Source organism: Serratia liquefaciens ATCC 27592 (assembly GCF_000422085.1).
In the GTDB taxonomy this organism is placed as follows: Bacteria; Pseudomonadota; Gammaproteobacteria; order Enterobacterales; family Enterobacteriaceae; genus Serratia; species Serratia liquefaciens.
This window is the reverse complement of the sequence record NC_021741.1, coordinates 778527-799381: the sequence shown is the minus strand read 5'-3', so window position 1 is coordinate 799381 and position 20855 is coordinate 778527. Positions and strand designations below refer to the sequence as shown.

At 52.8% G+C, this 20855-nt stretch carries 21 protein-coding genes, 4 tRNA genes, 1 pseudogene and 1 other annotated feature; of the genes and pseudogenes, 9 read left to right on the top strand and 17 right to left on the bottom strand.

Translation table 11 applies throughout. The features are described 5' to 3' along the window. Positions 1-27: 27 nt before the first annotated feature. Together yfiH and rluD are read right to left on the bottom strand one after the other, a co-directional pair. Positions 28-759: a purine nucleoside phosphorylase YfiH gene (gene yfiH / locus M495_RS03650; protein WP_020825301.1), complete on the bottom strand. Its 732-nt coding sequence runs from the start codon at positions 757-759 to the stop codon at positions 28-30. After that, on the bottom strand, positions 759-1736 hold the full coding sequence (gene rluD, locus M495_RS03645; RefSeq protein ID WP_020825300.1) for a 23S rRNA pseudouridine(1911/1915/1917) synthase RluD: 978 nt from the start codon (positions 1734-1736) through the stop codon (positions 759-761). Before rluD ends, yfiH begins: the two co-directional genes overlap by 1 nt. Before the next feature lie 131 nt (positions 1737-1867). Here rluD and bamD point away from each other — a divergent pair, with 131 nt between their 5' ends. The 4 genes from bamD (at position 1868) to pheA (ending at position 4700) form a co-directional block, all read left to right on the top strand. Then, positions 1868-2599 (top strand): outer membrane protein assembly factor BamD, encoded by a 732-nt coding sequence (gene bamD / locus M495_RS03640; RefSeq protein ID WP_020825299.1) that lies wholly within the window; start codon positions 1868-1870, stop codon positions 2597-2599. A gap of 312 nt (positions 2600-2911) precedes the next feature. Next, on the top strand, positions 2912-3253 hold the full coding sequence (gene raiA / locus M495_RS03635) for a ribosome-associated translation inhibitor RaiA (protein ID WP_020825298.1): 342 nt from the start codon (positions 2912-2914) through the stop codon (positions 3251-3253). Between the two features lie 120 nt (positions 3254-3373). Next, positions 3374-3500, top strand: a sequence feature (Phe leader region). Continuing rightward, a complete protein-coding gene (gene pheL / locus M495_RS25915) occupies positions 3375-3422 on the top strand; it encodes a pheA operon leader peptide PheL (RefSeq protein ID WP_187962929.1) in 48 nt (15 codons plus the stop codon). It overlaps the preceding feature by 48 nt. 42 nt (positions 3501-3542) lie before the next feature. Continuing rightward, positions 3543-4700 (top strand): bifunctional chorismate mutase/prephenate dehydratase, encoded by a 1158-nt coding sequence (pheA, locus tag M495_RS03630; protein ID WP_020825297.1) that lies wholly within the window; start codon positions 3543-3545, stop codon positions 4698-4700. Positions 4701-4741: 41 nt separating this feature from the next. Here pheA and tyrA read toward each other — a convergent pair whose 3' ends face one another. Further along, positions 4742-5863 (bottom strand): bifunctional chorismate mutase/prephenate dehydrogenase, encoded by a 1122-nt coding sequence (gene tyrA, locus M495_RS03625; RefSeq protein WP_020825296.1) that lies wholly within the window; start codon positions 5861-5863, stop codon positions 4742-4744. A gap of 6 nt (positions 5864-5869) precedes the next feature. Further along, positions 5870-6943: a 3-deoxy-7-phosphoheptulonate synthase gene (locus M495_RS03620; protein ID WP_020825295.1), complete on the bottom strand. Its 1074-nt coding sequence runs from the start codon at positions 6941-6943 to the stop codon at positions 5870-5872. 643 nt (positions 6944-7586) lie between these two features. Between M495_RS03620 and M495_RS03615 the strand changes: the two are divergent. The 3 genes and pseudogenes from M495_RS03615 (at position 7587) to M495_RS03605 (ending at position 10485) form a co-directional block, all read left to right on the top strand. Further along, a pseudogene (locus M495_RS03615) lies at positions 7587-8932 on the top strand (anaerobic C4-dicarboxylate transporter). Positions 8933-9169: 237 nt separating this feature from the next. Beyond that, positions 9170-9934: a DUF481 domain-containing protein gene (locus M495_RS03610; RefSeq protein ID WP_020825294.1), complete on the top strand. Its 765-nt coding sequence runs from the start codon at positions 9170-9172 to the stop codon at positions 9932-9934. A 332-nt stretch (positions 9935-10266) separates the two neighbouring features. Then, complete coding sequence (locus M495_RS03605; RefSeq protein ID WP_020825293.1) at positions 10267-10485, top strand: DNA-binding transcriptional regulator; 219 nt, start codon at positions 10267-10269, stop codon at positions 10483-10485. Positions 10486-10643: 158 nt separating this feature from the next. On the opposite strand, the gene rplS is transcribed toward M495_RS03605, so the two are convergent. The 5 genes from rplS to ffh all read right to left on the bottom strand — a co-directional run bounded on the left by rplS (position 10644) and on the right by ffh (position 14268). Further along, positions 10644-11000: a 50S ribosomal protein L19 gene (gene rplS / locus M495_RS03600; protein WP_004950372.1), complete on the bottom strand. Its 357-nt coding sequence runs from the start codon at positions 10998-11000 to the stop codon at positions 10644-10646. Between the two features lie 54 nt (positions 11001-11054). Then, positions 11055-11822 (bottom strand): tRNA (guanosine(37)-N1)-methyltransferase TrmD, encoded by a 768-nt coding sequence (gene trmD, locus M495_RS03595; RefSeq protein ID WP_020825292.1) that lies wholly within the window; start codon positions 11820-11822, stop codon positions 11055-11057. Between the two features lie 52 nt (positions 11823-11874). Beyond that, complete coding sequence (gene rimM / locus M495_RS03590; RefSeq protein WP_020825291.1) at positions 11875-12423, bottom strand: ribosome maturation factor RimM; 549 nt, start codon at positions 12421-12423, stop codon at positions 11875-11877. Between the two features lie 18 nt (positions 12424-12441). Further along, positions 12442-12690, bottom strand: a complete 249-nt coding sequence (gene rpsP / locus M495_RS03585) for a 30S ribosomal protein S16 (RefSeq protein WP_004932501.1) — start codon at positions 12688-12690, stop codon at positions 12442-12444. Between the two features lie 216 nt (positions 12691-12906). Next, positions 12907-14268 carry a signal recognition particle protein gene (gene ffh, locus M495_RS03580; protein ID WP_020825290.1) on the bottom strand — a complete coding sequence of 454 codons (1362 nt, stop codon included), beginning with the start codon at positions 14266-14268 and terminating at the stop codon, positions 12907-12909. Positions 14269-14437: 169 nt separating this feature from the next. Here ffh and M495_RS03575 point away from each other — a divergent pair, with 169 nt between their 5' ends. Both M495_RS03575 and M495_RS03570 read left to right on the top strand, forming a co-directional pair. Further along, positions 14438-15229, top strand: coding sequence for a cytochrome C assembly family protein (locus tag M495_RS03575; protein ID WP_020825289.1), 792 nt, complete (start codon positions 14438-14440; stop codon positions 15227-15229). A gap of 40 nt (positions 15230-15269) precedes the next feature. Then, positions 15270-16559 (top strand): HlyC/CorC family transporter, encoded by a 1290-nt coding sequence (locus M495_RS03570; RefSeq protein WP_020825288.1) that lies wholly within the window; start codon positions 15270-15272, stop codon positions 16557-16559. Positions 16560-16627: 68 nt separating this feature from the next. Here M495_RS03570 and luxS read toward each other — a convergent pair whose 3' ends face one another. The 8 genes from luxS to M495_RS03530 all read right to left on the bottom strand — a co-directional run bounded on the left by luxS (position 16628) and on the right by M495_RS03530 (position 20557). Beyond that, positions 16628-17143 carry an S-ribosylhomocysteine lyase gene (gene luxS, locus M495_RS03565; protein WP_020825287.1) on the bottom strand — a complete coding sequence of 172 codons (516 nt, stop codon included), beginning with the start codon at positions 17141-17143 and terminating at the stop codon, positions 16628-16630. A gap of 165 nt (positions 17144-17308) precedes the next feature. Next, the gene (gene gshA, locus M495_RS03560) at positions 17309-18871 is read right to left on the bottom strand and encodes a glutamate--cysteine ligase (protein WP_041414227.1); all 1563 of its coding nucleotides are present in this window, start codon (positions 18869-18871) and stop codon (positions 17309-17311) included. A gap of 82 nt (positions 18872-18953) precedes the next feature. Continuing rightward, positions 18954-19382, bottom strand: coding sequence for a YqaA family protein (locus M495_RS03555; protein ID WP_041414225.1), 429 nt, complete (start codon positions 19380-19382; stop codon positions 18954-18956). Continuing rightward, entirely contained in the window at positions 19379-19945 is a 567-nt protein-coding gene (gene yqaB, locus M495_RS03550) for a fructose-1-phosphate/6-phosphogluconate phosphatase (protein WP_020825284.1), read from the bottom strand. The genes M495_RS03555 and yqaB overlap by 4 nt, the downstream gene beginning before the upstream one ends. Before the next feature lie 172 nt (positions 19946-20117). After that, positions 20118-20194 (bottom strand) — tRNA-Arg (locus tag M495_RS03545). Between the two features lie 52 nt (positions 20195-20246). Next, positions 20247-20323: transfer RNA gene (locus M495_RS03540), tRNA-Arg, on the bottom strand. Positions 20324-20384: 61 nt separating this feature from the next. After that, positions 20385-20461: transfer RNA gene (locus tag M495_RS03535), tRNA-Arg, on the bottom strand. Between the two features lie 3 nt (positions 20462-20464). Continuing rightward, positions 20465-20557 (bottom strand) — tRNA-Ser (locus tag M495_RS03530). Positions 20558-20855 lie beyond the last annotated feature (298 nt).

Genomic DNA, 20855 nt, shown 5'->3' with positions numbered 1-20855 from the left:
GCCGTTGGACCGTCCTAATTCAATAGGTTATATCAGCCAGATTAAACTTGCCAGACGTCCGGTTATTCCGTCGCGTCGATAGGAGAAAAAATGACTGATTTCGCTCACCGTACAACGGTCTCCGCCATAGATAGCATGAACCCCTGCGCGTTGTAGACGCTGACGAGCCAGTAAATAGATATCTGCGAGGTATTTATCGCCGCGAGGGGCAAAAGCCAGCTCAGCACCGGGATCAACAGCAATAAATGCCGCGCGGACCTCCGGGCCTACCTCAAACTGCTGCGGGCCGATCGCCGGGCCGAGCCAAACGCTGATGCCTGCAGGCTGAGTGGAAAACGCCGCTAAAGTCTGCTCCAGCACGCCGTTACACAATCCACGCCAACCGGCATGAGCTGCAGCGACTTCATCACCAGACTGCGAGCAGAATAAAACCGGCAAGCAGTCTGCTGTCATCACTGCGCACACCTGTCCTGGCACATTGCTGTAAACCGCGTCCGCTTGCAAATCGACAGGCGTTTGCCCATCCAGTCGCACCACGCGCGTGCCATGCACTTGCTCCAGCCAGACTGGCATCTGCGGCAGGTTCGCCGCCGCGACCAGACGCTGACGATTATCCGCCACCGCCTGAACCTCGTCACCCACGTGAGTGCCGAGATTGAGCGAACCGTACGGTGGCCGACTCACGCCACCGTTACGGGTGCTGCTGCAGGCTTTTACCCCTGCAGGCAGTGGCCAATCGGGCAAGATAAGCGAATCCATTACCAGTTCATCTGATCTTTGAATTCTTCGGTATCGAGCTTCAGTGCGTTAATCAGATCGACCATATCCTGCGGCAGCGGCGCATGCCACTCCATCTGGATACCGCTGATCGGATGATATAAACGCAGCATGGTGGCGTGCAGTGCCTGGCGATCGAAACCGCGCAATGTGGCAATGAATGCCTCCGAAGCCCCTTTTGGCGGACGTGGACGACCACCGTACAGCTGATCGCCCACCAGCGGGTGGTTAATGTGCGACATATGCACACGGATCTGGTGGGTACGGCCGGTTTCCAGACGCAGACGCAGGCGAGTGTGCGCGCGGAAGTGTTCCATAATGCGGTAATGCGTCACCGCCGGTTTACCCATCGGGTGGACCGCCATGTGGGTACGCTTGGTTGAATGGCGCGAAATCGGTTCTTCGACGGTACCGCCGGCGGTCATGGTACCGATGGCGACAGCTTCGTATTCACGGGTGATTTCACGTGCCTGCAACGCTTCTACCAACCGGGTCTGCGCCGGAACGGTTTTCGCCACTACCATCAGACCGGTCGTGTCCTTGTCCAAACGGTGCACGATACCGGCACGCGGTACGTCGGCGATTTCAGGATAGTAATGCAGCAACGCATTGAGCACCGTGCCGTCCGGGTTACCGGCGCCAGGATGCACAACCAGGTCGCGCGGTTTGTTGATAACCAAAATGTCGCTGTCTTCGTAGACGATATTCAGCGCGATGTCCTGCGGTTCCCAACGGGCCTCTTCTTCTATCTGTGCATCAATGGCGACCGTCTCTCCCCCCAGCACCTTCTCTTTCGGTTTGTTTATCGTTTTGCCATTGACCTGCACCCGATCGTCCAGGATCCAATCTTTTATGCGAGATCGTGAATAATCAGGGAACAATTCGGCCAAAGCCTGATCTAAACGTTGTCCGAGTTGAGATTCGGCCACCGTTGCGGTGAGTTGTACTTGTTGTGCCATATGCAGCTTCTTCGTTAACGTTGGGTTTTCACGGCGATGCCGTTTAATATAATGTGCTATTGTAACTGGTCTTTGTCGGGAGCTTAACGGACAGTCTCCCGGAATAACACCCTGAGGATAATCAAAACGTCATGACGCGTATGAAATATCTGGTGGCGGCAGCCACGTTGAGCCTGGCGCTGGCAGGTTGCTCCACATCCAAGGATGCGGTTCCCGACAACCCGCCTTCGGAAATCTATGCTACTGCCCAGCAAAAACTGCAGGACGGTAACTTTAAGGGCGCGATTACGCAACTCGAAGCGTTAGATAACCGCTATCCTTTCGGACCCTACTCTCAGCAGGTACAGTTGGACCTGATTTATGCCTACTATAAATCTGCCGATTTACCTATGGCTCAGGCATCTATCGATCGTTTCATGCGTCTGAACCCAACGCACCCAAACATCGACTACGTGATGTATATGCGTGGCCTGACCGATATGGCGTTGGATGACAGTGCACTGCAAGGCTTCTTCGGGGTCGATCGTTCAGACCGCGATCCACAGCATGCTCGCGCTGCATTTCGCGATTTCAGCCAGCTGATTCAGCAGTACCCGAACAGCCAGTATGTAACCGATGCCAACAAGCGTCTGGTGTATCTGAAAGACCGCCTGGCCAAGTATGAGCTTTCGGTGGTGGAATACTACACTAAACGCGGTGCCTACGTCGCGGTCGTTAATCGTGCTGAACAGATGCTGCGTGAATTCCCTGATACTCAAGCGACGCGCGACGCGCTGCCGCTGATGGAAAATGCGTACAAGCAGTTGCAACTGAACGGCCAGGCCGACAAAGTGGCCAAAGTGATTAGCGCCAACCCGGCATAGTCTGATGGGTAACGGCAGGAAAACAAAACGGCAGCTTCGGCTGCCGTTTTTATTTGCTGTAAATTCACCCAATTCCGGATAAATACACAAGCAAAAACACGATGTTAGCAAGACTGCAACACCGCTTATCCTTTCAATAATGCGCGTTCCGCTTCCAAGACTCAAGCGTTAGATGGCCATTTCAGATGCTGAATCACAGATTGAACTAACTTTGCAAAAAGTGACAAAAAAACGTGATTTTCATCACGCATTTCAGCAAAAAGCGGGGTATGCTGGACTCATCCAAGACGGAAAGACAGAGAGGTAAGTTATATGACATTGAACATTACCAGCAAACAAATGGATATCACTCCCGCAATCCGCAGTCACGTCGAAGACCGTCTCACCAAACTGGAAAAATGGCAGGCCCAACTGATTAACCCGCATATCGTCTTATCCAAAGAACCGAAAGGGTTTGTTGCCGACGCCACCATTACCACACCTAACGGCCCGCTGGTCGCCAGCGCAAAACATGAAGACATGTACACCGCCGTTAACGAACTGATCGCCAAGCTGGAGCGTCAGTTGAACAAGGTGCAGCACAAAGGCGAAGCACGCCGTGCCGCCGCCAGCGTGAAGGACATCGTTCCGGAAGTGGAGCCGGAACAGGAATAACCGTTTAGCGGCTGTTTCACATCAAACGCGCCTGAGGGCGCGTTTTTTGTCTGGTTTTTTTATTGACGAGATAAAAACCTGCGGTTACTTTAAAACCTGTCTCACACACTTTGGATAGCACATGGTCCGTAAACCGTTTTTCTTCGCATTCTTTTTTACCTTCCCCTGATTGGGAGGCGTTTCGTCGTGTGATAAAGAATGCGAAGACGAACAGCAAAGCCTCCTGAAATCAGGGGGCTTTTTTTATGGCTATTTTACGACGTATAAAAATATAAGGCAGAAGCTGATTATGACCGACAACCCGTTACTCGTGCTGCGCCAACGCATCAGCGCACTGGATCTGAAACTGCTGTCCTTGCTGGCAGAACGCCGTGAGCTGGCGGTAGAGGTAGGTAAAACCAAGTTGCACTCTCATCGACCAATCCGTGATAAAGAGCGTGAACGCGACCTGCTGGACGCCCTGATCGCCGCTGCCAAGCCGTACGATCTGGACGGATTTTACGTCACCCGTCTGTTTCAACTGATTATCGAAGACTCCGTCCTGACTCAGCAGGCGCTGCTGCAGCACCAGCTCAACCAAATCAGCCAGCATTCCGCCCGTATTGCGTTCCTTGGCCCGAAAGGCTCTTACTCACACCTGGCGGCCCGCCAATACGCTGCTCGCCATTTCGATCAGTTGATCGAGTGCGGTTGCCAGAAATTCCAGGATATCTTCACCCAGGTTGAAACCGGCCAGGCGGATTACGCCATCCTGCCGATCGAAAACACCAGCTCCGGCTCGATTAATGACGTTTACGACCTGCTGCAACACACCAGTTTGTCGATCGTCGGCGAACTGACTAACCCTATCGATCACTGTGTGCTGATCGCCAGCGATACCGACCTTGATCAGATCGAAACCGTATATAGCCACCCGCAACCTTTCCAACAGTGCAGCCAGTTTATTAATCGCTACCCGCACTGGAAAATCGAATACTGTGAAAGCACCGCTGCGGCAATGGAAAAAGTGGCAAAGTTGAACTCGCCAAAAGCGGCGGCGCTGGGCAGCGAAGCCGGCGGTGCGCTCTATGGCCTGCAGGTACTGGAACATAACCTGGCCAATCAGCAGCAGAACATTACCCGCTTTATCGTATTGGCGCGCAAGGCTATCGAAGTTTCCGAGCAGGTGCCCGCTAAGACCACGCTGATTATGGCCACCGGCCAGCAGTCGGGTGCCTTGGTGGAAGCGCTGCTGGTACTGCGCGACAACGGCATCATCATGACCAAGCTGGAATCGCGCCCGATTAACGGCAACCCGTGGGAAGAGATGTTTTATATCGATGTGCAGGCTAACCTGCGTTCTGAGGCGATGCAGAAGGCATTGAGAGATCTGACGCCTATCACCCGCTCGCTGAAGGTGCTGGGGTGTTACCCGAGCGACACCGTGGTGCCAGTCAATCCGTCCTGAATACCATTAAAAAAGGGTTCGGCATAACCGAACCCTTATCATTATTGGCGACTGTCATTCGCCTGACGTAGCAGCGAACGGCTTTCCACCAGGAAACGCTGCGCATAGTCACCAAACCAATGCTCGACCTTCTGGAAGCTCTGGATAAACGCCTGTTTATCGCCCTGTTCCAACAGTTTTATTGCCTCACCAAACCGCTGATAGTAACGCTTGATCAGCGCAATGTTCTCTTCGGAAGACATAATGATATCCGCGTACAGCTGCGGGTCTTGAGCAAACAGCCGCCCGACCATCGCCAACTCCAGCCGATAGATCGGTGAAGAAAGGGCCAGCAACTGCTCCAACTGCACGTTTTCTTCCGCCAGATGCAAACCATAAGCAAAGGTCGCGAAGTGACGCAGCGCCTGAATAAACGCCATGTTCTGATCGTGCTCAACCGCGCTGATACGGTGCAAACGCGCTCCCCATACCTGCAGCTGTTCGAGCAACCATTGGTAGGCTTGCGGTTCGCGGCCATCGCAATAGACCACCACCTGCTTGGCTACGCTGCCTACGTCTGGGCCAAACATAGGATGCAGCCCCACTACGGGGCCATGGTGCGCCGCCAGCATGGCATTCAACGGGCGATTTTTTACCGAGGCCAGATCAACCAGAATACAGTCTGCAGGCAATGGCGGTAACCGCTCAATCACCTGTTCGGTGACGTGAATAGGGACGCTGACAATCACCATTCCGGCATCGGCAAGCAGCGTATCAGCCTGATTCCAGTCTTCCTGGTCCAACACTTTGACCTGGTAACCGGACAGCGTCAGCAAGCGATTAAACAACCGCCCCATTTGACCGTTGCCGCCGATAATGACGATCGGGCGCAGTTGCGGATGTAGCGTTTTAAAGCCTTTGTCGTTCTCGCTGACGTAAGACTCGCGCATCACCCTGCGCAGCACGTCCTCAATCAAATCGGGCGGCACACCCAGGTTTTCCGCTTCTTGACGCCGTGAGGCCAGCATCGCCGCCTCACGTTCAGGAACATACACCGGTAAGCCGTGGTGGCTTTTAACCTCTCCCACTTCCGCTACCAACTGCAGGCGTTTAGCCAGCAACTCCAGCAGCGCCTTATCCACTTCGTCGATTTGATCGCGCAACGCGGTCAGTTCAGCCACCATAACTTACTACTCTCCAGTGCGTGCCGTCAGCGCGGCGCCGAGTTCCTGGTGCATATGGCGCAACAGCGTCTCTGTACTTTCCCAGTTAATACAGGCGTCGGTAACAGAAACCCCATAGCGCATATCTGCACGCGGTTGCTCAGAAGACTGGCTGCCTTCGTGCAAGTGGCTTTCCAGCATGATGCCGGTGATCGAACGGTTACCCGCTTTGATCTGCTCTACCACGGACTCGGCAACCGCCGGTTGACGGCGATAGTCTTTATTCGAGTTGCCATGGCTGCAATCTATCATCAAGGACGGGTGGAGTCCCGCATCCAGCATCTGTTTTTCACAGGCCGCCACGTCCTCAGCGCTGTAGTTTGGCGTTTTACCACCGCGCAGGATCACATGGCCATCAGGGTTACCCTGCGTCTGCAGCAGGCACACTTGCCCAGCCTGATTTATACCGACAAAACGGTGTGGCATTGCTGCGGCGCGCATAGCATTGATCGCCGTGCCCAAGCTGCCGTCGGTACCGTTTTTAAAACCTACCGGCATTGACAGCCCTGAAGCCATCTCACGGTGAGTTTGCGATTCAGTCGTGCGTGCACCAATCGCTGACCAGCTGAACAAATCGCCCAGGTATTGCGGACTGTTCGGATCCAACGCTTCGGTCGCCAACGGCAAGCCCATACCAACCAGATCCAGCAGCAGGCGACGCGCAATGTGCAGACCTGCTTCAACGTCAAACGAACCGTCCATGTATGGGTCGTTAATCAGACCTTTCCAGCCGACGGTGGTACGAGGTTTTTCAAAATAGACACGCATAACGATATACAGCTGATCGCTCAATTCAGCTGACAGGGTTTTCAAATGACGGGCGTAATCAAGTGCCGCATCCGGGTCGTGAATAGAACAAGGTCCGCACACCACCAGCAGGCGATGATCGCGCCCCTGCAGAATATCGGCGATGGTTTTGCGTGCCGTGGCGATTTCATTCTCGTCGCTGGCACTAAGCGGGAACTGGTTCTTCAGCTCTTCCGGAGTAATCAGAATCTGTTCTGCACTGATATGAACGTTATTGAGCGCGTCTTTTTGCATGATGCTATTCCTGTCGTTTGCCGTTATGCGTAAGCGTTGATAGAACATTGAGCGTTTCAGGTTCTTACCCTACCACGAAATGTAAAGATTTAAATCCATTTTGTGTAAATAAAAAATTACCACAAATAAAAAGCGCTAAATAAGTCATAGAAAAACCAGAATAAATAACTTAACTTAATGATTATTAATTATTTTTAAGACTCTCAGCTACACGAGACTTCCTTGCACACCAAAATGCTAAAACCCGACAAAATCGTAAACAATTCGATACACTAGAAACGCAACGACCCACATGCCTCATCCACCGAACGTTCAAAAGCCTGAGGTTTACCCTTTCCACCGCAGAGAACCTTAACGGGTAAATCAAATCACCTAAAAATTAAACAACTGAAACACAAATAACAAACAATAAACCGGCAATTTATTTTCAATTACTTCCATCTATTAATTAAAATATAAAAATATGAGTAAAACCTATTGAATAAATATTGCGGAACTTCACAGTTATCGCGCGAAAAATAAATAATTATGGTGTTATTCGTTCGCACCTCTTTAGGGTTAATCTGCGTAGACAGAGCCCGTGTCACCTGCATTGAGAATGTATGAGCGTTAGCTGCTTTTCATTTCTTGACAAGGGACTATCATGATCACTTTGCAGTTCTTAATTATTATAATCTGCTTATTAGTCGGCACTCGGTTTGGCGGTATGGGACTGGGCTTAATAAGCGGTATTGGTTTATTCCTCTTATGTTTTATATTCGGGTTGGAACCAGGTAAACCTCCCGTTGAGGTTATGCTGACTATTCTTGCAGTAATCGGTTGTGCTTCAGTGTTGCAAACTGCCGGCGGTTTGAACGTGATGATGCAATATGCAGAGCGACTGCTGCGCCGCCACCCACAGCACATCACGCTGCTTGCCCCTTTCACCACCTGGACTCTGACGTTCCTGTGCGGCACAGGGCATGTGGTGTACACCATGTTCCCGATCATTTCCGATATCGCCATCAAAAAAGGGATCCGCCCAGAACGCCCAATGGCTGTGGCTTCCGTCGCCTCGCAAATGGCCATCACAGCTTCGCCGGTTTCCGTGGCCGTTGTGTCCCTGGTTTCAATCATTGCCGCAGGACATGGGATTGGCAAAGCTTACACGCTGGTAGAAATCCTTGCCGTCTCGATCCCGGCTTCATTAGTCGGGGTGCTAATGGCGGCCTTATGGAGCCTGCGCCGCGGTAAAGATCTGGATAAGGATGCTGAATTCCAGGAAAAAATCAAAGATCCAGAACAACGGGCCTATATTTTTGGCAGCACCGAAACGCTGCTCAATCAGAGATTCCCCAAGCAGGCTTACTGGTCCACAGCGATCTTCTTTGCGGCTATCGCCATCGTCGTGCTCTTGGGGCTTTTGCTGATTTACGCCCTTCCTTTGCCAATGCCAAAGGGGTACTGAAACCGCTGTCTATGAATCTGGTGATCCAGATGATGATGCTGATCGCCGGTGCCGTTATTCTGATGGGCTGCAAAGTCAAACCCGGTGATATTGCCAATGGTGCGGTTTTCAAAGCCGGCATGGTCGCTATTTTTTCCGTATTCGGCGTGGCGTGGATGAGTGATACCTTCTTCCAGGCACATATGGGAGAGTTAAAACTCCTGCTTGAAGACGTGGTAAAAAGTCAGCCGTGGACTTACGCGATCGTTCTGTTCCTGGTTTCCAAGCTGGTCAACAGCCAGGCAGCTGCGCTCACTGCGATTGCCCCAATGGCGCTGCAGTTGGGCGTCGACCCCAAAATGCTGCTGGCTTTCTTCCCGGCCGCGTACGGTTACTTCGTCTTGCCCACTTATCCAAGCGATTTGGCCTGCATCGGTTTTGACCGCTCCGGAACAACGCGCATCGGCAAATTTATCATCAACCACAGCTTTATTATTCCTGGCCTGATCGGCGTGCTGTGTTCCTGTATCACCGGGTATCTCCTGGTCACCACCTTCCTCTAATCACTTCCCCAACGGCAACGGTATTCCCCGTTGCCGCCCACACTATTGACCACATAAATAATAATGGCAATCAGTATTTTATGCCGTTAACAGGGTTAAAAGTCAGTAGAAGAAAAGTGAATAAGTGAGGACGAAAAATTAAAAACTTAAGCTAATAGTCGCTATTTTGGTCGCAATGGCGAACCGATATAATGTGACCGAAATCACTTATAACCACTCTTAACAACTGGATCAAAAATGCTCTCTTTACGCGCTCGCCGCGCTATTCCGCTGTTCATTAGCTGCTTAACGACTTTCACCAGTGTTTCAGCCCTTGCCGACAATACGCTTTTCACCGCGATGGACGATCCGGCCACCGCCAAAAAACCGTTTGAAGGCAACGTCCAGGCCGGTTACAACTCGCAGTCAGGCAATTCACAAAGCTCTACCCTGTTGGCCAATACCAGCATGACCTGGTTCAACAGCGATGCCGCTTATAGCCTGTGGGGTGCGGCCAATAACACCACATCCTCCAACGTGCGCTCGTCAGAAAAGTATCAGGCCGGCGGCCGTACCCGTTATAACCTGTCCGATCGTAATTACCTGTTCGGTCAGGCGAGCTGGCTGAGCGATCGCTTCAACGGTTATGATTCCCGCTCGACGCTGACCGGCGGTTATGGTCGCCAAATCCTCAATGGGCCGCTTAGCGATCTGCGAGTTGAATTCGGTCCGGGCGTGCGTCACGACGAATACCATGGCGGTGGGCGTTCCACCAAAGCGCTGGCTTACGGTGCGGCCAACTATTCGTACCAGTTGACCGACAATACCAAGTTCTCTGAAGGCGTTTCCGCGCTGGCGAACGAAGAAACCACGCTGAACTCCGAAACTGCACTCAGCGTCGCCATTAACGAAAAGTTCGCGTTGCGTCTGGCTTACACCGTGACTTACAACAGCAAGCCTCCAGCCTCTGCGCCAAAGAATACCGACACCACCACTTCTATCAGCCTGGTGTACGGTTTGTAATCCTTCTTACTTCTGCACCTGTTATACGACTAAGCCCATCATTGATGGGCTTTTTTTATGCCTGAAAATCAAATTTAGACATTTTGCTAAAAACATAACGTTTACTATTGACGAGTTTAGCAAATAGCTTAATACTGTATGTATACACAGTATTAATTGAATGGGTGCAGAGCATGAGAAAACTCAATCATCGCGGCTGAAGCCGTTACTACCATCAGGAGTGTCCGTTAATAAGCTGGGGTGTAACTCCCACCTAATTAGGCAGGCTGCTGATTTTGATTGTGGCTTAATGCCCAACCCGTTTTCACTTAAAATATTGCAAGGGGGTTTTTATGATGCACTGTCCACTCTGCGGTAGCGTGGCCCATACTCGCTCCAGCCGTTATCTGAGCGAAGCGACCAAAGAGCGCTATCACCAATGCCAAAACATTAACTGCAGCTGTACCTTTGCCACGCACGAGTCTGTCGCTCGCGTGATTGTAAAGCCTGGCGATATCGTTCCTGCACAGCCACATCCGGAAAAAAGCAAACAGCGCGCCGCGGCGCTGTAATGCAAAGAGCCTGCAAACGCAGGCTTTTTTATGCCTGTAAAACGGACCTTCTGGGAGCATTTTCGCATCTTGCAGATGCAATCCCCGATCTGCAGGCATAAAAAAAGGGGTTGGCACAGTGCCAACCCCTTCATAGCTATTAACTTTTGGATGCAGCGTTAGCCGACGCGGTTCAGACGCTCTTTGATACGAGCAGACTTACCAGTACGCTCACGCAGATAGTACAGTTTGGCTTTACGAACGGCACCACGACGTTTAACAGTAATGCTGTCGATTACTGGGGAGTGAGTCTGGAATACACGCTCAACACCTTCGCCGTTGGAAATCTTACGAACAGTGAATGCAGAGTGCAGACCGCGGTTACGGATAGCGATAACCACGCCCTCGAATGCCTGCAGACGTTTTTTGCTACCTTCAACGACCCATACCTTAACTTCCACGGAATCACCCGGACGGAATGCAGGTACGTCTTGCTTCATCTGCTCTTGTTCAATTTGCTTAATAATGTTGCTCATAATATGTCTCTTACCCTAGGTAAACTGATATATCGGTCCCGTCGAGCCAGTTGCTCAGACGTTCCCTTCATAGTCCTGTTGCTTGGCCTGATGTTCCCGTTGGAACTCAGCCAGCAACACCGCTTGCTCGTCAGTCAGAGCTAGGCTTTCTAGAAGTTCAGGTCTTCTAAGCCAGGTACGGCCCAGCGACTGCTTTAAGCGCCAGCGACGTATCTCGGCATGGTTGCCCGACAGTAAGACTGGCGGAACTTCCATCCCTTCCAACACCTCAGGACGGGTATAGTGCGGGCAGTCCAGCAATCCATCGACAAAAGAATCTTCTTCTGCTGAGGCCTGATGGCCCAGCACACCCGGTATAAAACGGGCGACTGAATCAATCAGGGTCATTGCCGGCAGTTCCCCGCCGCTGAGTACGTAATCGCCGATTGACCATTCTTCATCAATTTCGGTTTGGATTACGCGCTCGTCTACCCCTTCATAACGACCGCACACCAGAATCATCTTCTGGTTGGTCGCCAGTTCGCATACGCCGGTTTGATCCAGCTTACGCCCCTGAGGTGACAGATAAATCACCTTTGCTCCCTCGCCTGCCGCTGCTTTTGCTGCATGAATGGCTTCCCGCAAGGGTTGCACCATCATCAACATTCCCGGGCCACCACCATAAGGGCGATCGTCCACGGTACGATGCCGGTCGTAGGTGAAGTCACGCGGACTCCAACACTGCACGCTCAGCAGGCCATTTTTTACTGCCCGGCCAGTCACCCCGTAATCGGTGATTGCGCGGAACATCTCAGGAAACAGGCTTACAATACCAATGAACACAAGCCAATCCCCATACTGTCATTCCACTTGTTTCGACCGTTTGATTCGGAGGTCAAAAACCAGGATCCCAATCTGCTTCAATCACGCGAGCAGTGAGATCGACTTTCTTGATAACCTGCCCATGAAGAAACGGGACCAACCGCTCCTTCATGCCGAACGCATCTTTCAGGTTAGCTTTCACTACCATCACGTCGTTTGAACCGGTTTCCATCATATCGACGACTTTACCCAGTTCGTAACCGGTGGTCGTGACTACCTGGCAGCCCATAAGGTCTTTCCAGTAGTAATCATCACCCACCAACGGAGGAAGTTGTTCCGAATCCACCTGAATTTCGCAATTGGTCAGTAGATTCGCAGCATCCCGATCATCAACGCCTTTGACTTTGATGATCAGATCCTGACTGTGGCGCTTCCAGTCTTCCAACTCGACAAGCTGCCATTGACCCGCCCGCTGGATAAACCACGGCTGATAGTCAAAAATGCTTTCGGCGTTCTCGGTGGATGAAAATACTCTGAGCCAACCACGAATGCCGTAAGTAGACCCCATTTTACCGAGTACAATCGGCTGCTTAGGTGCTACCGGTTTGAGTTGCTTGCTCATTGCCACCACCGCGACAGATTAAGCTGCTTTCTTAGCGTCTTTGATCAGCGCGTGAACGCGATCAGAAACGGTTGCACCCAGACCGACCCAATGTTCGATGCGGTCCAGGTCCAGACGCAGTGCTTCAGCCTGACCAGATGCGATCGGGTTGAAGAAGCCTACGCGCTCGATGAAACGACCATCACGAGCATTGCGGCTGTCGGTCACTACTACTTGATAGAACGGACGCTTTTTAGCGCCGCCACGTGCCAAACGAATTGTTACCATAACATCCTCTTTAGTTAATAAAACAGCCGGGCCCCATTGAGGGAACGGGGCCCGGTTGCAATATAAAAAGCCCGAAAATTTTACTCATTTTGGCGCAAAAAGCAATCTAAAGCGTAGATCAGCGTCAACTACTTTTTGCAGCCGGTAATATTCCGGGCGGTTTTTGCCGCGAACGGCAAATGCTTAAACACGCTCACCCCAAGGGGCACGCGCCTGTCAGCGGCCTGGGAAGCCCGGCGGCATCATACCTTTCATGCCGCGCATCATCTTCGCCATTCCGCCTTTCTTCATCTTTTTCATCATGCGCTGCATTTCGTCGAACTGCTTCAACAAGCGGTTAACGTCCTGCACCTGCATACCGGAACCCATCGCAATGCGGCGCTTGCGCGAGCCTTTGATGATTTCCGGTTTGGCGCGCTCTTTCAGCGTCATCGAGTTGATGATTGCTTCCATACGCACCAGAACCTTGTCGTCCATTTGCGATTTCACATTGTCCGGCAGTTGGCCGGCGCCAGGTAATTTGCTCAGCATGCTGGCCATACCGCCCATGTTACGCATCTGCTTCAGCTGTTCCAGGAAGTCGGTCAGATCGAAACCGTCACCTTTCTTCAGCTTGTTAGCCAGTTTCTCCGCCTGCTCGCGGTCAACTTTGCTTTCGATATCTTCGATCAGCGACAGCACATCGCCCATGCCCAGAATGCGTGATGCCACGCGGTCCGGATGGAAGGGCTCCAGCGCTTCGGTCTTCTCGCCCACGCCGAGGAACTTGATCGGCTTGCCCGTGATGTGACGGATAGACAACGCGGCACCGCCACGCGCATCACCGTCGACCTTGGTCAGTACCACACCGGTCAGCGGTAATGCTTCATTAAAGGCCTTGGCCGTGTTGGCAGCATCCTGGCCGGTCATGGCGTCGACCACAAACAGGGTTTCCACCGGCTTGATCGCCGCGTGCACCTGCTTGATTTCGTCCATCATCGCTTCGTCAACGTGCAAACGGCCGGCGGTATCGACAATCAGTACGTCGTAGAACTTCAGCTTGGCCTGTTGCAGCGCACGGTTAACGATGTCGATCGGTTTTTCTTTGACATCAGACGGGAAGAAGTCGATGCCGACGCTTTCCGCCAGGGTTTCCAGCTGTTTGATCGCCGCTGGGCGATAAACGTCGGCGGAAACCACCAGGACTTTTTTCTTCTGTTTTTCTTTCAGGAATTTACCAAGCTTGGCGACGCTGGTAGTTTTACCGGCGCCCTGCAGGCCCGCCATCAGCACCACTGCCGGCGGTTGCGCCGCCAGGTTCAGCTCGGTGTTCACTTCGCCCATCGCGGCAATCAGCTCGCTCTTGACGATCTTGACGAACTCTTGCCCCGGCGTCAGGCTTTTGTTGACTTCATGACCTACCGCGCTCTCTTTCACACGGTTGATAAAGTCCCGCACGACCGGTAGCGCAACGTCCGCTTCCAGCAATGCCATGCGCACTTCACGCAGGGTTTCCTTGATATTTTCTTCGGTCAGCCGCCCACGGCCGCTGATATTGCGCAGGGTGCGCGACAAACGATCGGTTAAATTTTCAAACATCGTCTCATGCTCAACGTGTAATGACAGGCCGCTCTGGCGACATAATTGCGGCGATTATAACACGAAGCGTAGAGGATCTCTGCCTCAGCGTTGGAGATCGGTTGGAGTGGGACGCGCTCGACGCTATACTGACAATCCAATTCACCACGTCGAAGCAAAATTAAACGCTATGCCAGTTTTCTCCATTGTGGCTTTGATCGCCTACCTGCTCAGCCTTGGACTGATTATTCCCAGCTTGTTGCGGAAGAACAGCGCATACCGTCGGCTTGCTCTCGTCTCGGCGGTGGTGGCGCTAATTTGCCACGCCATCGCACTTCAGCAGCGTATCTTTGACGTCAGCGCCGGGCAAAATCTCAGCTTGCTGAACATAGGTTCGATAGTCAGCCTGATCATTTGCTCGGTCATGACCTTCGTGGCTTCGCGCGATCGCGGCTGGTTCCTGCTGCCTATCGTCTACAGCTTCGCGATGATCAACCTGGCCTTCGCCAGCTTTATGCCGGGTGAATTTATTACGCATCTGGAAGCCAGCCCGGAACTGATGGTGCATATCGGCCTGGCGCTGTTCTCCTACGCTACGCTGATCATTGCCGCGCTGTATGCGCTGCAACTAGCCTGGCTGGATTACCTGCTGAAAAACAAAAAGCTGTCTTTCAGCGCCGATATGCCGCCGTTGATGAGCATCGAACGCAAGATGTTCCACATCACCCAGATAGGCGTCGTGTTGCTCACGCTCACGTTGTGCACCGGCCTGCTTTATATGGATAACCTGTTCAGCAAAGAGAACGTGCACAAAGCCGTGTTGTCCATCATGGCGTGGTTTGTGTATATCGTCTTGCTGTGGGGCCATTATCACGAAGGCTGGCGCGGTCGCCGCGTCGTTTGGTTCAGCTTTGCCGGTGCCTTCCTACTCACGCTGGCCTACTTTGGCAGCCGTCTGATTCAGCAAGTGATGGTTCGCTAAGCTCTCAGGCACTCTTTCTCCATACATAAGGAATACCGCGTTGGAGCACGTTTCGACAGGGACCCTGATCATTATCCTGGTGGTCATGATTGTGGTTTCCGCTTACTTCTCAGCATCCGAAACCGGCATGATGACGCTGAACCGCTATCGTCTGCGTCATCTCTCCAAACAGGGCAACCGTTCCGCCCGCCGGGTCGAAAAGCTGCTGCAAAAACCGGATCGCCTGATAGGCCTGGTGCTGATTGGCAATAACCTGGTCAACATTCTGGCTTCGGCGCTGGCCACAATTGTCGGCATGCGCCTGTATGGCGATTTGGGCGTTGCCATCGCCACCGGCGTACTGACCTTCGCCGTGCTGCTGTTCGCCGAAGTGCTGCCAAAAACCTTCGCCGCCCTGTATCCGGAACGCATCGCATTCCCCAGCAGCTTCTTACTGGCACCGCTGCAAAAGGTGATGTTCCCACTGGTGTGGCTGCTCAATGGCATCACCACGCTGATTTTACGGCTGTTCGGCATTCGCACCAATGTGCGGATCAGCGACGCGGTCAGCAAAGACGAACTGCGCACCATTGTGAAGGAATCGCACTCGCAGATTTCTCGTCGCAATCAGGACATGCTGATCTCGGTGTTGGATCTGGAGAAGGTGACGGTCGATGACATTATGGTGCCACGCAATGAGATTGTCGGCATCGATGTCAACGACGACTGGAAGTCGATCATGCGTCAGCTTACTCACTCCCCGCACGGCCGCATCGTGCTTTACCGCACCTCGCTGGATGATGCCATCAGCATGCTGCGGGTACGCGAAGCCTACCGCCTGATGACCGAGAAGAAAGAGTTCAACAAAGAGAACCTGCTGCGCGCCGCCGACGAAATTTACTATGTGCCCGAAGGTACGCCGCTGAACGTCCAGTTGGTGAAGTTCCAGCGCAACAAAGAGAAAGTCGGCATCGTGGTCGATGAATACGGCGACATTCAGGGGCTGGTGACGGTCGAGGATATCCTGGAGGAGATCGTCGGCGATTTCACCACGTCCATGTCGCCAACACTGGCAGAAGAGGTTAATCCGCAAAGTGACGGCTCCGTGCTGATAGACGGTACAGCCAACGTGCGCGAGTTAAACAAGGCATTCAACTGGACGTTGCCGGCCACCGATGCGCGTACCATCAACGGCATGCTTTTGGAAGAACTGGAAGAGATCCCGGAGGTCGGCACCCGTGTTCGCATCGGCCATTACGACATCAGCATCCTCGACGTGCAGGACAATATGATCAAACAAGTGCGGGTCACGCCGATCAAGTCGCTGCAGTCCAGCGTTCAGCAACGCTGACCAGCCGCCAGAAAGGAAAAAAGACGCGAATATCGCGTCTTTTTTTATCGCTGTAGCCCGATGGCGAACTAGATGTGCAGTTCCTGCAGCTTCTCTTTCGGCAGCGCCAGCTCTTCGTTGTGGTTCACTACAACATCATGGTCAAGAATGTGCTTCGCGATTTCCTGCGCCTCTTCCAGCGAGTGCATATGGTAAGTCCCGCACTGGAATTCGTTCAACTCAGGAATTTTACGCTGGTCAGTCACTTTCAGCACGTCGGCCATCGCCGCTTTCCACGCATCGGCAACACGCTGCTCTTCCGGCACGCCAATCAGGCTCATGTAGAAACCGGTGCGGCACCCCATTGGGGAGATATCGATAATCTCGACGCCCTGACCATTCAGGTGGTCACGCATAAAGCCTGCAAACAGGTGTTCCAGCGTATGAATGCCGCGCTCTGGCATCACTTCCAGGTTCGGCCGGCAGAAGCGCAGATCGAACACGGTGATGGTATCGCCATGAGGAGTTTTCATGGTTTTCGCGACGCGGACAGCCGGGGCTGCCATGCGGGTATGGTCTACGGTGAAGCTATCCAGCAGTGGCATTTCGTTACCTCCTCGTAAAAGAGTATTTATTTCGAAACTTTTTTATCTAACCAGGAAACCTTTTCCAACCCAGCGAGTCTGAGTATGTGAAAGACGCGCATTTGTTATCATCATCCCTGTCATCAGAGATGCATATTTGGCCACATTGATGTGGCCTTTTCTTTTTTAGCCCCCGCCGTGTTGCTTCAGGAACTCTTCAAAGCTTAGCGTATCACTGGCTTCTATGTTGCGTTGACGCTGCCACGAGGCTTTCTGCTCTTGTGCCAACTCAGCCTCCGTCAAAATCTCTAACGGCTCTTCCGTCAGCATCTGACGATACTGCTCGGCCAGCTGCAGGCCCACACGCCCCGTCCCCTCTTCCTTCATCGCCTTCAGGATACGAGCGGAAAACGTCAAATCAGGATCGTCAAACGCCGCGACCAGTTCGTCACACACCTGCTGATACTGGCGATCGCCGGCTTCGCTATCCAACACTTCAGCCACGCGACGCAGATCGTCAAACAGTGCTTTACCTACTTTTGCCAGCGGTTCACGGCTGTCATCACACCCGATGCCGATGGTTTGGCCCGGCTTACGCCCTTCCAGGATCACCCGATTCCAGTTCTTGCGCGTACACAGCAATTCATCGCTGCTCATCTCTGGCGCATCGGCCAGCACGCACCACACCAGGAACAGGTCCAGGAAACGCGCCTGAACCGCATCCACGCCGATAGGCGAGAATGGGTTGATGTCCAGCGAGCGAACTTCAATGTATTCGATACCGCCGCGCAAAAGCGCATCTGACGGCGTCTCGCCACTTTTGGTCACACGCTTCGGCCGGATTGGCGCATAGAGTTCGTTTTCGATCTGAAGCACGTTACTGTTCAGTTGCAGATAACGATCGCCATCCTTCACGCCCAGTTTGGCAAACTCTTCGGAAGGCGTGGCAATCGCTCGCTTCAGGCCTTCGACATAGCTTTGCAGATCGTTGAAGGTGATACCCAAATTGCTCTGAGATTTATTGGTGTAGCCCAGGTCACTTAACCGCAGCGAGGTGGCATACGGCAGATAACACATGCCCTGCTCGGTTCGCTCAAACGGCAACGAGGTTTCACGCCCTTTCAGGAACGAGGAACAGATTGCCGGCGATGCACCGAACAGATACGGGATCACCCAGCCAAAACGGTAATAGTTACGGATCAGGCGGAAATAGCCCGCAGAAATCTGCTCTTTACCGCTTTCGGCATCTTTGACGCCAGCCCATGCCTGCCAGAACTCTAGCGGCAATGAGAAATTGTAGTGCACGCCAGAAATGGTCTGCATCAGCGCACCGTAGCGGTTCTTCAACCCTTCACGGTACAGCGTTTTCATGCGGCCAATGTTCGACGAACCGAACTGTGCCAGCTCAATGTCCTGCTCGGCTTCAATAAAGCACGGCATGCTGAGTGGCCACATACGCTCATCACCCAGATTGCGCGCTACGTAACGGTGAATATCACGCAAGAACGTCAGCATGTGATCGAGGTTATCGTCAACCGGCGTAATAAACTCTAACAGCGCCTCAGCAAAGTCTGTGGTTATCCAGTGGTGCGTTAATGCCGCCCCCAGTTTCTCCGGATGTCCGGTTGTTGCCAGCGTTCCGTTTTCGGTGACACGCAGCGTTTCGCGCTCAATGCCGCGACGGATGCCTTTTAATGCATGGGGATGGGCTTCCAACCAAGAAAGCGCCTGGGATACGTCCGGGATCAAATTGACCTCCCGCTTCTAAAAACAATAACTCGTAAGCATACTGAATCTGCACCCGAGAGAATATTGAGTTATATTCACGTCGTTAATGCCACCAGGCCATTCCCTGTAACGTTATCATAGTCAAAATGATGTAACGCAGCGCCTTTCCGATACACAGAAACAGCGCGACAGGGCCCCAGGGCATGCGCAGCCAGCCTGCCAACACGCACAACAAATCGCCCACTACCGGTACCCAGCTGAGCAACAGCGCAGCCGGGCCAAAGCGTTGCATCCACCCGAGCGCTGTATCCAGCCCTCGCTGCGGTTTCAACGCCGGTAACAGACGCCCGATAATGACATTGGTCAGCCCGCCAAGGGTATTTCCCAACGTCGCGGCCAACACCAGCAACTCTGGTGAGACACGGCTGTTGGTCAGCAAGGCAACCAAAACAATTTCTGAATTTCCCGGCAGCAACGTCGCACTGAGAAAGCTGCTACCGAATAACGACATGACGGCCAGCGTACTACTCACAGCGTACGGACGTCTACCACGGCCATATTGGCGCTTTTCGCTGCCTGAATACCGAAGTCTGCGTCTTCAAACACCACGCATTTCTCCGGCGGCACACCTATCAGTTCGGCGCAGCGCAGGAAGGTATCCGGTTCCGGCTTGTGGCGTTGCACGTCATCGGCACCCACAATCGCATCGAAGCAGTGGAACAGGCCCAGATGGCGCAGCAGGGTTTCTGCCATGCGATGCTCACTGCCTGTGCCCACCGCCATTGGACGGCGACCATGATAAGCTTTGACCACCTCGATTAACGGCAATGGGCGCACGCTGTCCAACAACATCGCTTCGACCGCGCGGGTTTTCTCTGCAGCCAACTGATGGGGATCGAGATCGGCTTGATGACTGGCAAGGATCGCCTGGGCAATGCGCCAGGTCGGAGAACCGCTCAATGCCACCATCGCCGCCTCATCAAACGTCATACCGTAACGGGACAGCACCTCGTGCCACGCCTTGCGATGCGTCGGCTCGGTATCGAGAATAGTGCCGTCCATGTCGAAAATAAGACCCTGATAGCGGTCGTACATCGTTACTCCATGATCGTTGAGGAAAGAAAACTACTTTAGCGTAAAGCCGGAAGGTTGTCGCTGATCGCGTAATAGCGGAATGTGCTGTGCGTGAGAGTGAAGGGCCGGGGGTTCAATAATCTATGTTCGGGGCCAGAAAGCGAAAAACCCGCCGAAGCGGGTTTTTCTTAGATGGTGCATCCAGGAGGATTCGAACCTCCGACCGCTCGGTTCGTAGCCGAGTACTCTATCCAGCTGAGCTATGGATGCATTACTAATTTTTTGGTTTGTCTGCTTGAAGAAACAAGTTCGACAGAAAGAATGGTGCATCCAGGAGGATTCGAACCTCCGACCGCTCGGTTCGTAGCCGAGTACTCTATCCAGCTGAGCTATGGATGCACAGGAATTCTTTTTTGATACCGTATGGTACGTTGTTACTACCCCACCATACTGCAAAATATGGTGCATCCAGGAGGATTCGAACCTCCGACCGCTCGGTTCGTAGCCGAGTACTCTATCCAGCTGAGCTATGGATGCAAATGGCGGTGAGGCGGGGATTCGAACCCCGGATGCAGCTTTTGACCGCATACTCCCTTAGCAGGGGAGCGCCTTCAGCCTCTCGGCCACCTCACCATACGCTTCTTTCGAATTGTGCCTAACTTGCTTTGGAGAAGCTCATCGGCACTGCGTGGCGCACATATTACTTTCTCCGACTTTTAAGTCAAACAATTTTTCCCAACTCATGCGCGTTTGCACAATTCACACTCAACATGGGCGATTTCACGGCAAAAAGAGTGTTTTATCAACAGGCAACCATAGCGAAATAGCAAACAAAGTCAGGGAGGCAGCAAAAAGATTTAATCGGAGAAGTCAGGAAAGGAACGGTGATAGGCACAAAAAAGCGCAGTAGCGTCTCGCTGAGCAACGAGAC

What these genes read in the sequence shown, in the direction of transcription:
- yfiH (WP_020825301.1), bottom strand. Translation starts at nt 759, where the DNA reads ATGGATTCGCTTATCTTGCCCGATTGGCCACTGCCTGCAGGGGTAAAA.
- rluD (WP_020825300.1), bottom strand. Translation starts at nt 1,736, where the DNA reads ATGGCACAACAAGTACAACTCACCGCAACGGTGGCCGAATCTCAACTC.
- bamD (WP_020825299.1), top strand. Translation starts at nt 1,868, where the DNA reads ATGACGCGTATGAAATATCTGGTGGCGGCAGCCACGTTGAGCCTGGCG.
- raiA (WP_020825298.1), top strand. Translation starts at nt 2,912, where the DNA reads ATGACATTGAACATTACCAGCAAACAAATGGATATCACTCCCGCAATC.
- pheA (WP_020825297.1), top strand. Translation starts at nt 3,543, where the DNA reads ATGACCGACAACCCGTTACTCGTGCTGCGCCAACGCATCAGCGCACTG.
- tyrA (WP_020825296.1), bottom strand. Translation starts at nt 5,863, where the DNA reads ATGGTGGCTGAACTGACCGCGTTGCGCGATCAAATCGACGAAGTGGAT.
- M495_RS03620 (WP_020825295.1), bottom strand. Translation starts at nt 6,943, where the DNA reads ATGCAAAAAGACGCGCTCAATAACGTTCATATCAGTGCAGAACAGATT.
- M495_RS03610 (WP_020825294.1), top strand. Translation starts at nt 9,170, where the DNA reads ATGCTCTCTTTACGCGCTCGCCGCGCTATTCCGCTGTTCATTAGCTGC.
- M495_RS03605 (WP_020825293.1), top strand. Translation starts at nt 10,267, where the DNA reads ATGATGCACTGTCCACTCTGCGGTAGCGTGGCCCATACTCGCTCCAGC.
- rplS (WP_004950372.1), bottom strand. Translation starts at nt 11,000, where the DNA reads ATGAGCAACATTATTAAGCAAATTGAACAAGAGCAGATGAAGCAAGAC.
- rimM (WP_020825291.1), bottom strand. Translation starts at nt 12,423, where the DNA reads ATGAGCAAGCAACTCAAACCGGTAGCACCTAAGCAGCCGATTGTACTC.
- rpsP (WP_004932501.1), bottom strand. Translation starts at nt 12,690, where the DNA reads ATGGTAACAATTCGTTTGGCACGTGGCGGCGCTAAAAAGCGTCCGTTC.
- ffh (WP_020825290.1), bottom strand. Translation starts at nt 14,268, where the DNA reads ATGTTTGAAAATTTAACCGATCGTTTGTCGCGCACCCTGCGCAATATC.
- M495_RS03575 (WP_020825289.1), top strand. Translation starts at nt 14,438, where the DNA reads ATGCCAGTTTTCTCCATTGTGGCTTTGATCGCCTACCTGCTCAGCCTT.
- luxS (WP_020825287.1), bottom strand. Translation starts at nt 17,143, where the DNA reads ATGCCACTGCTGGATAGCTTCACCGTAGACCATACCCGCATGGCAGCC.
- yqaB (WP_020825284.1), bottom strand. Translation starts at nt 19,945, where the DNA reads ATGTACGACCGCTATCAGGGTCTTATTTTCGACATGGACGGCACTATT.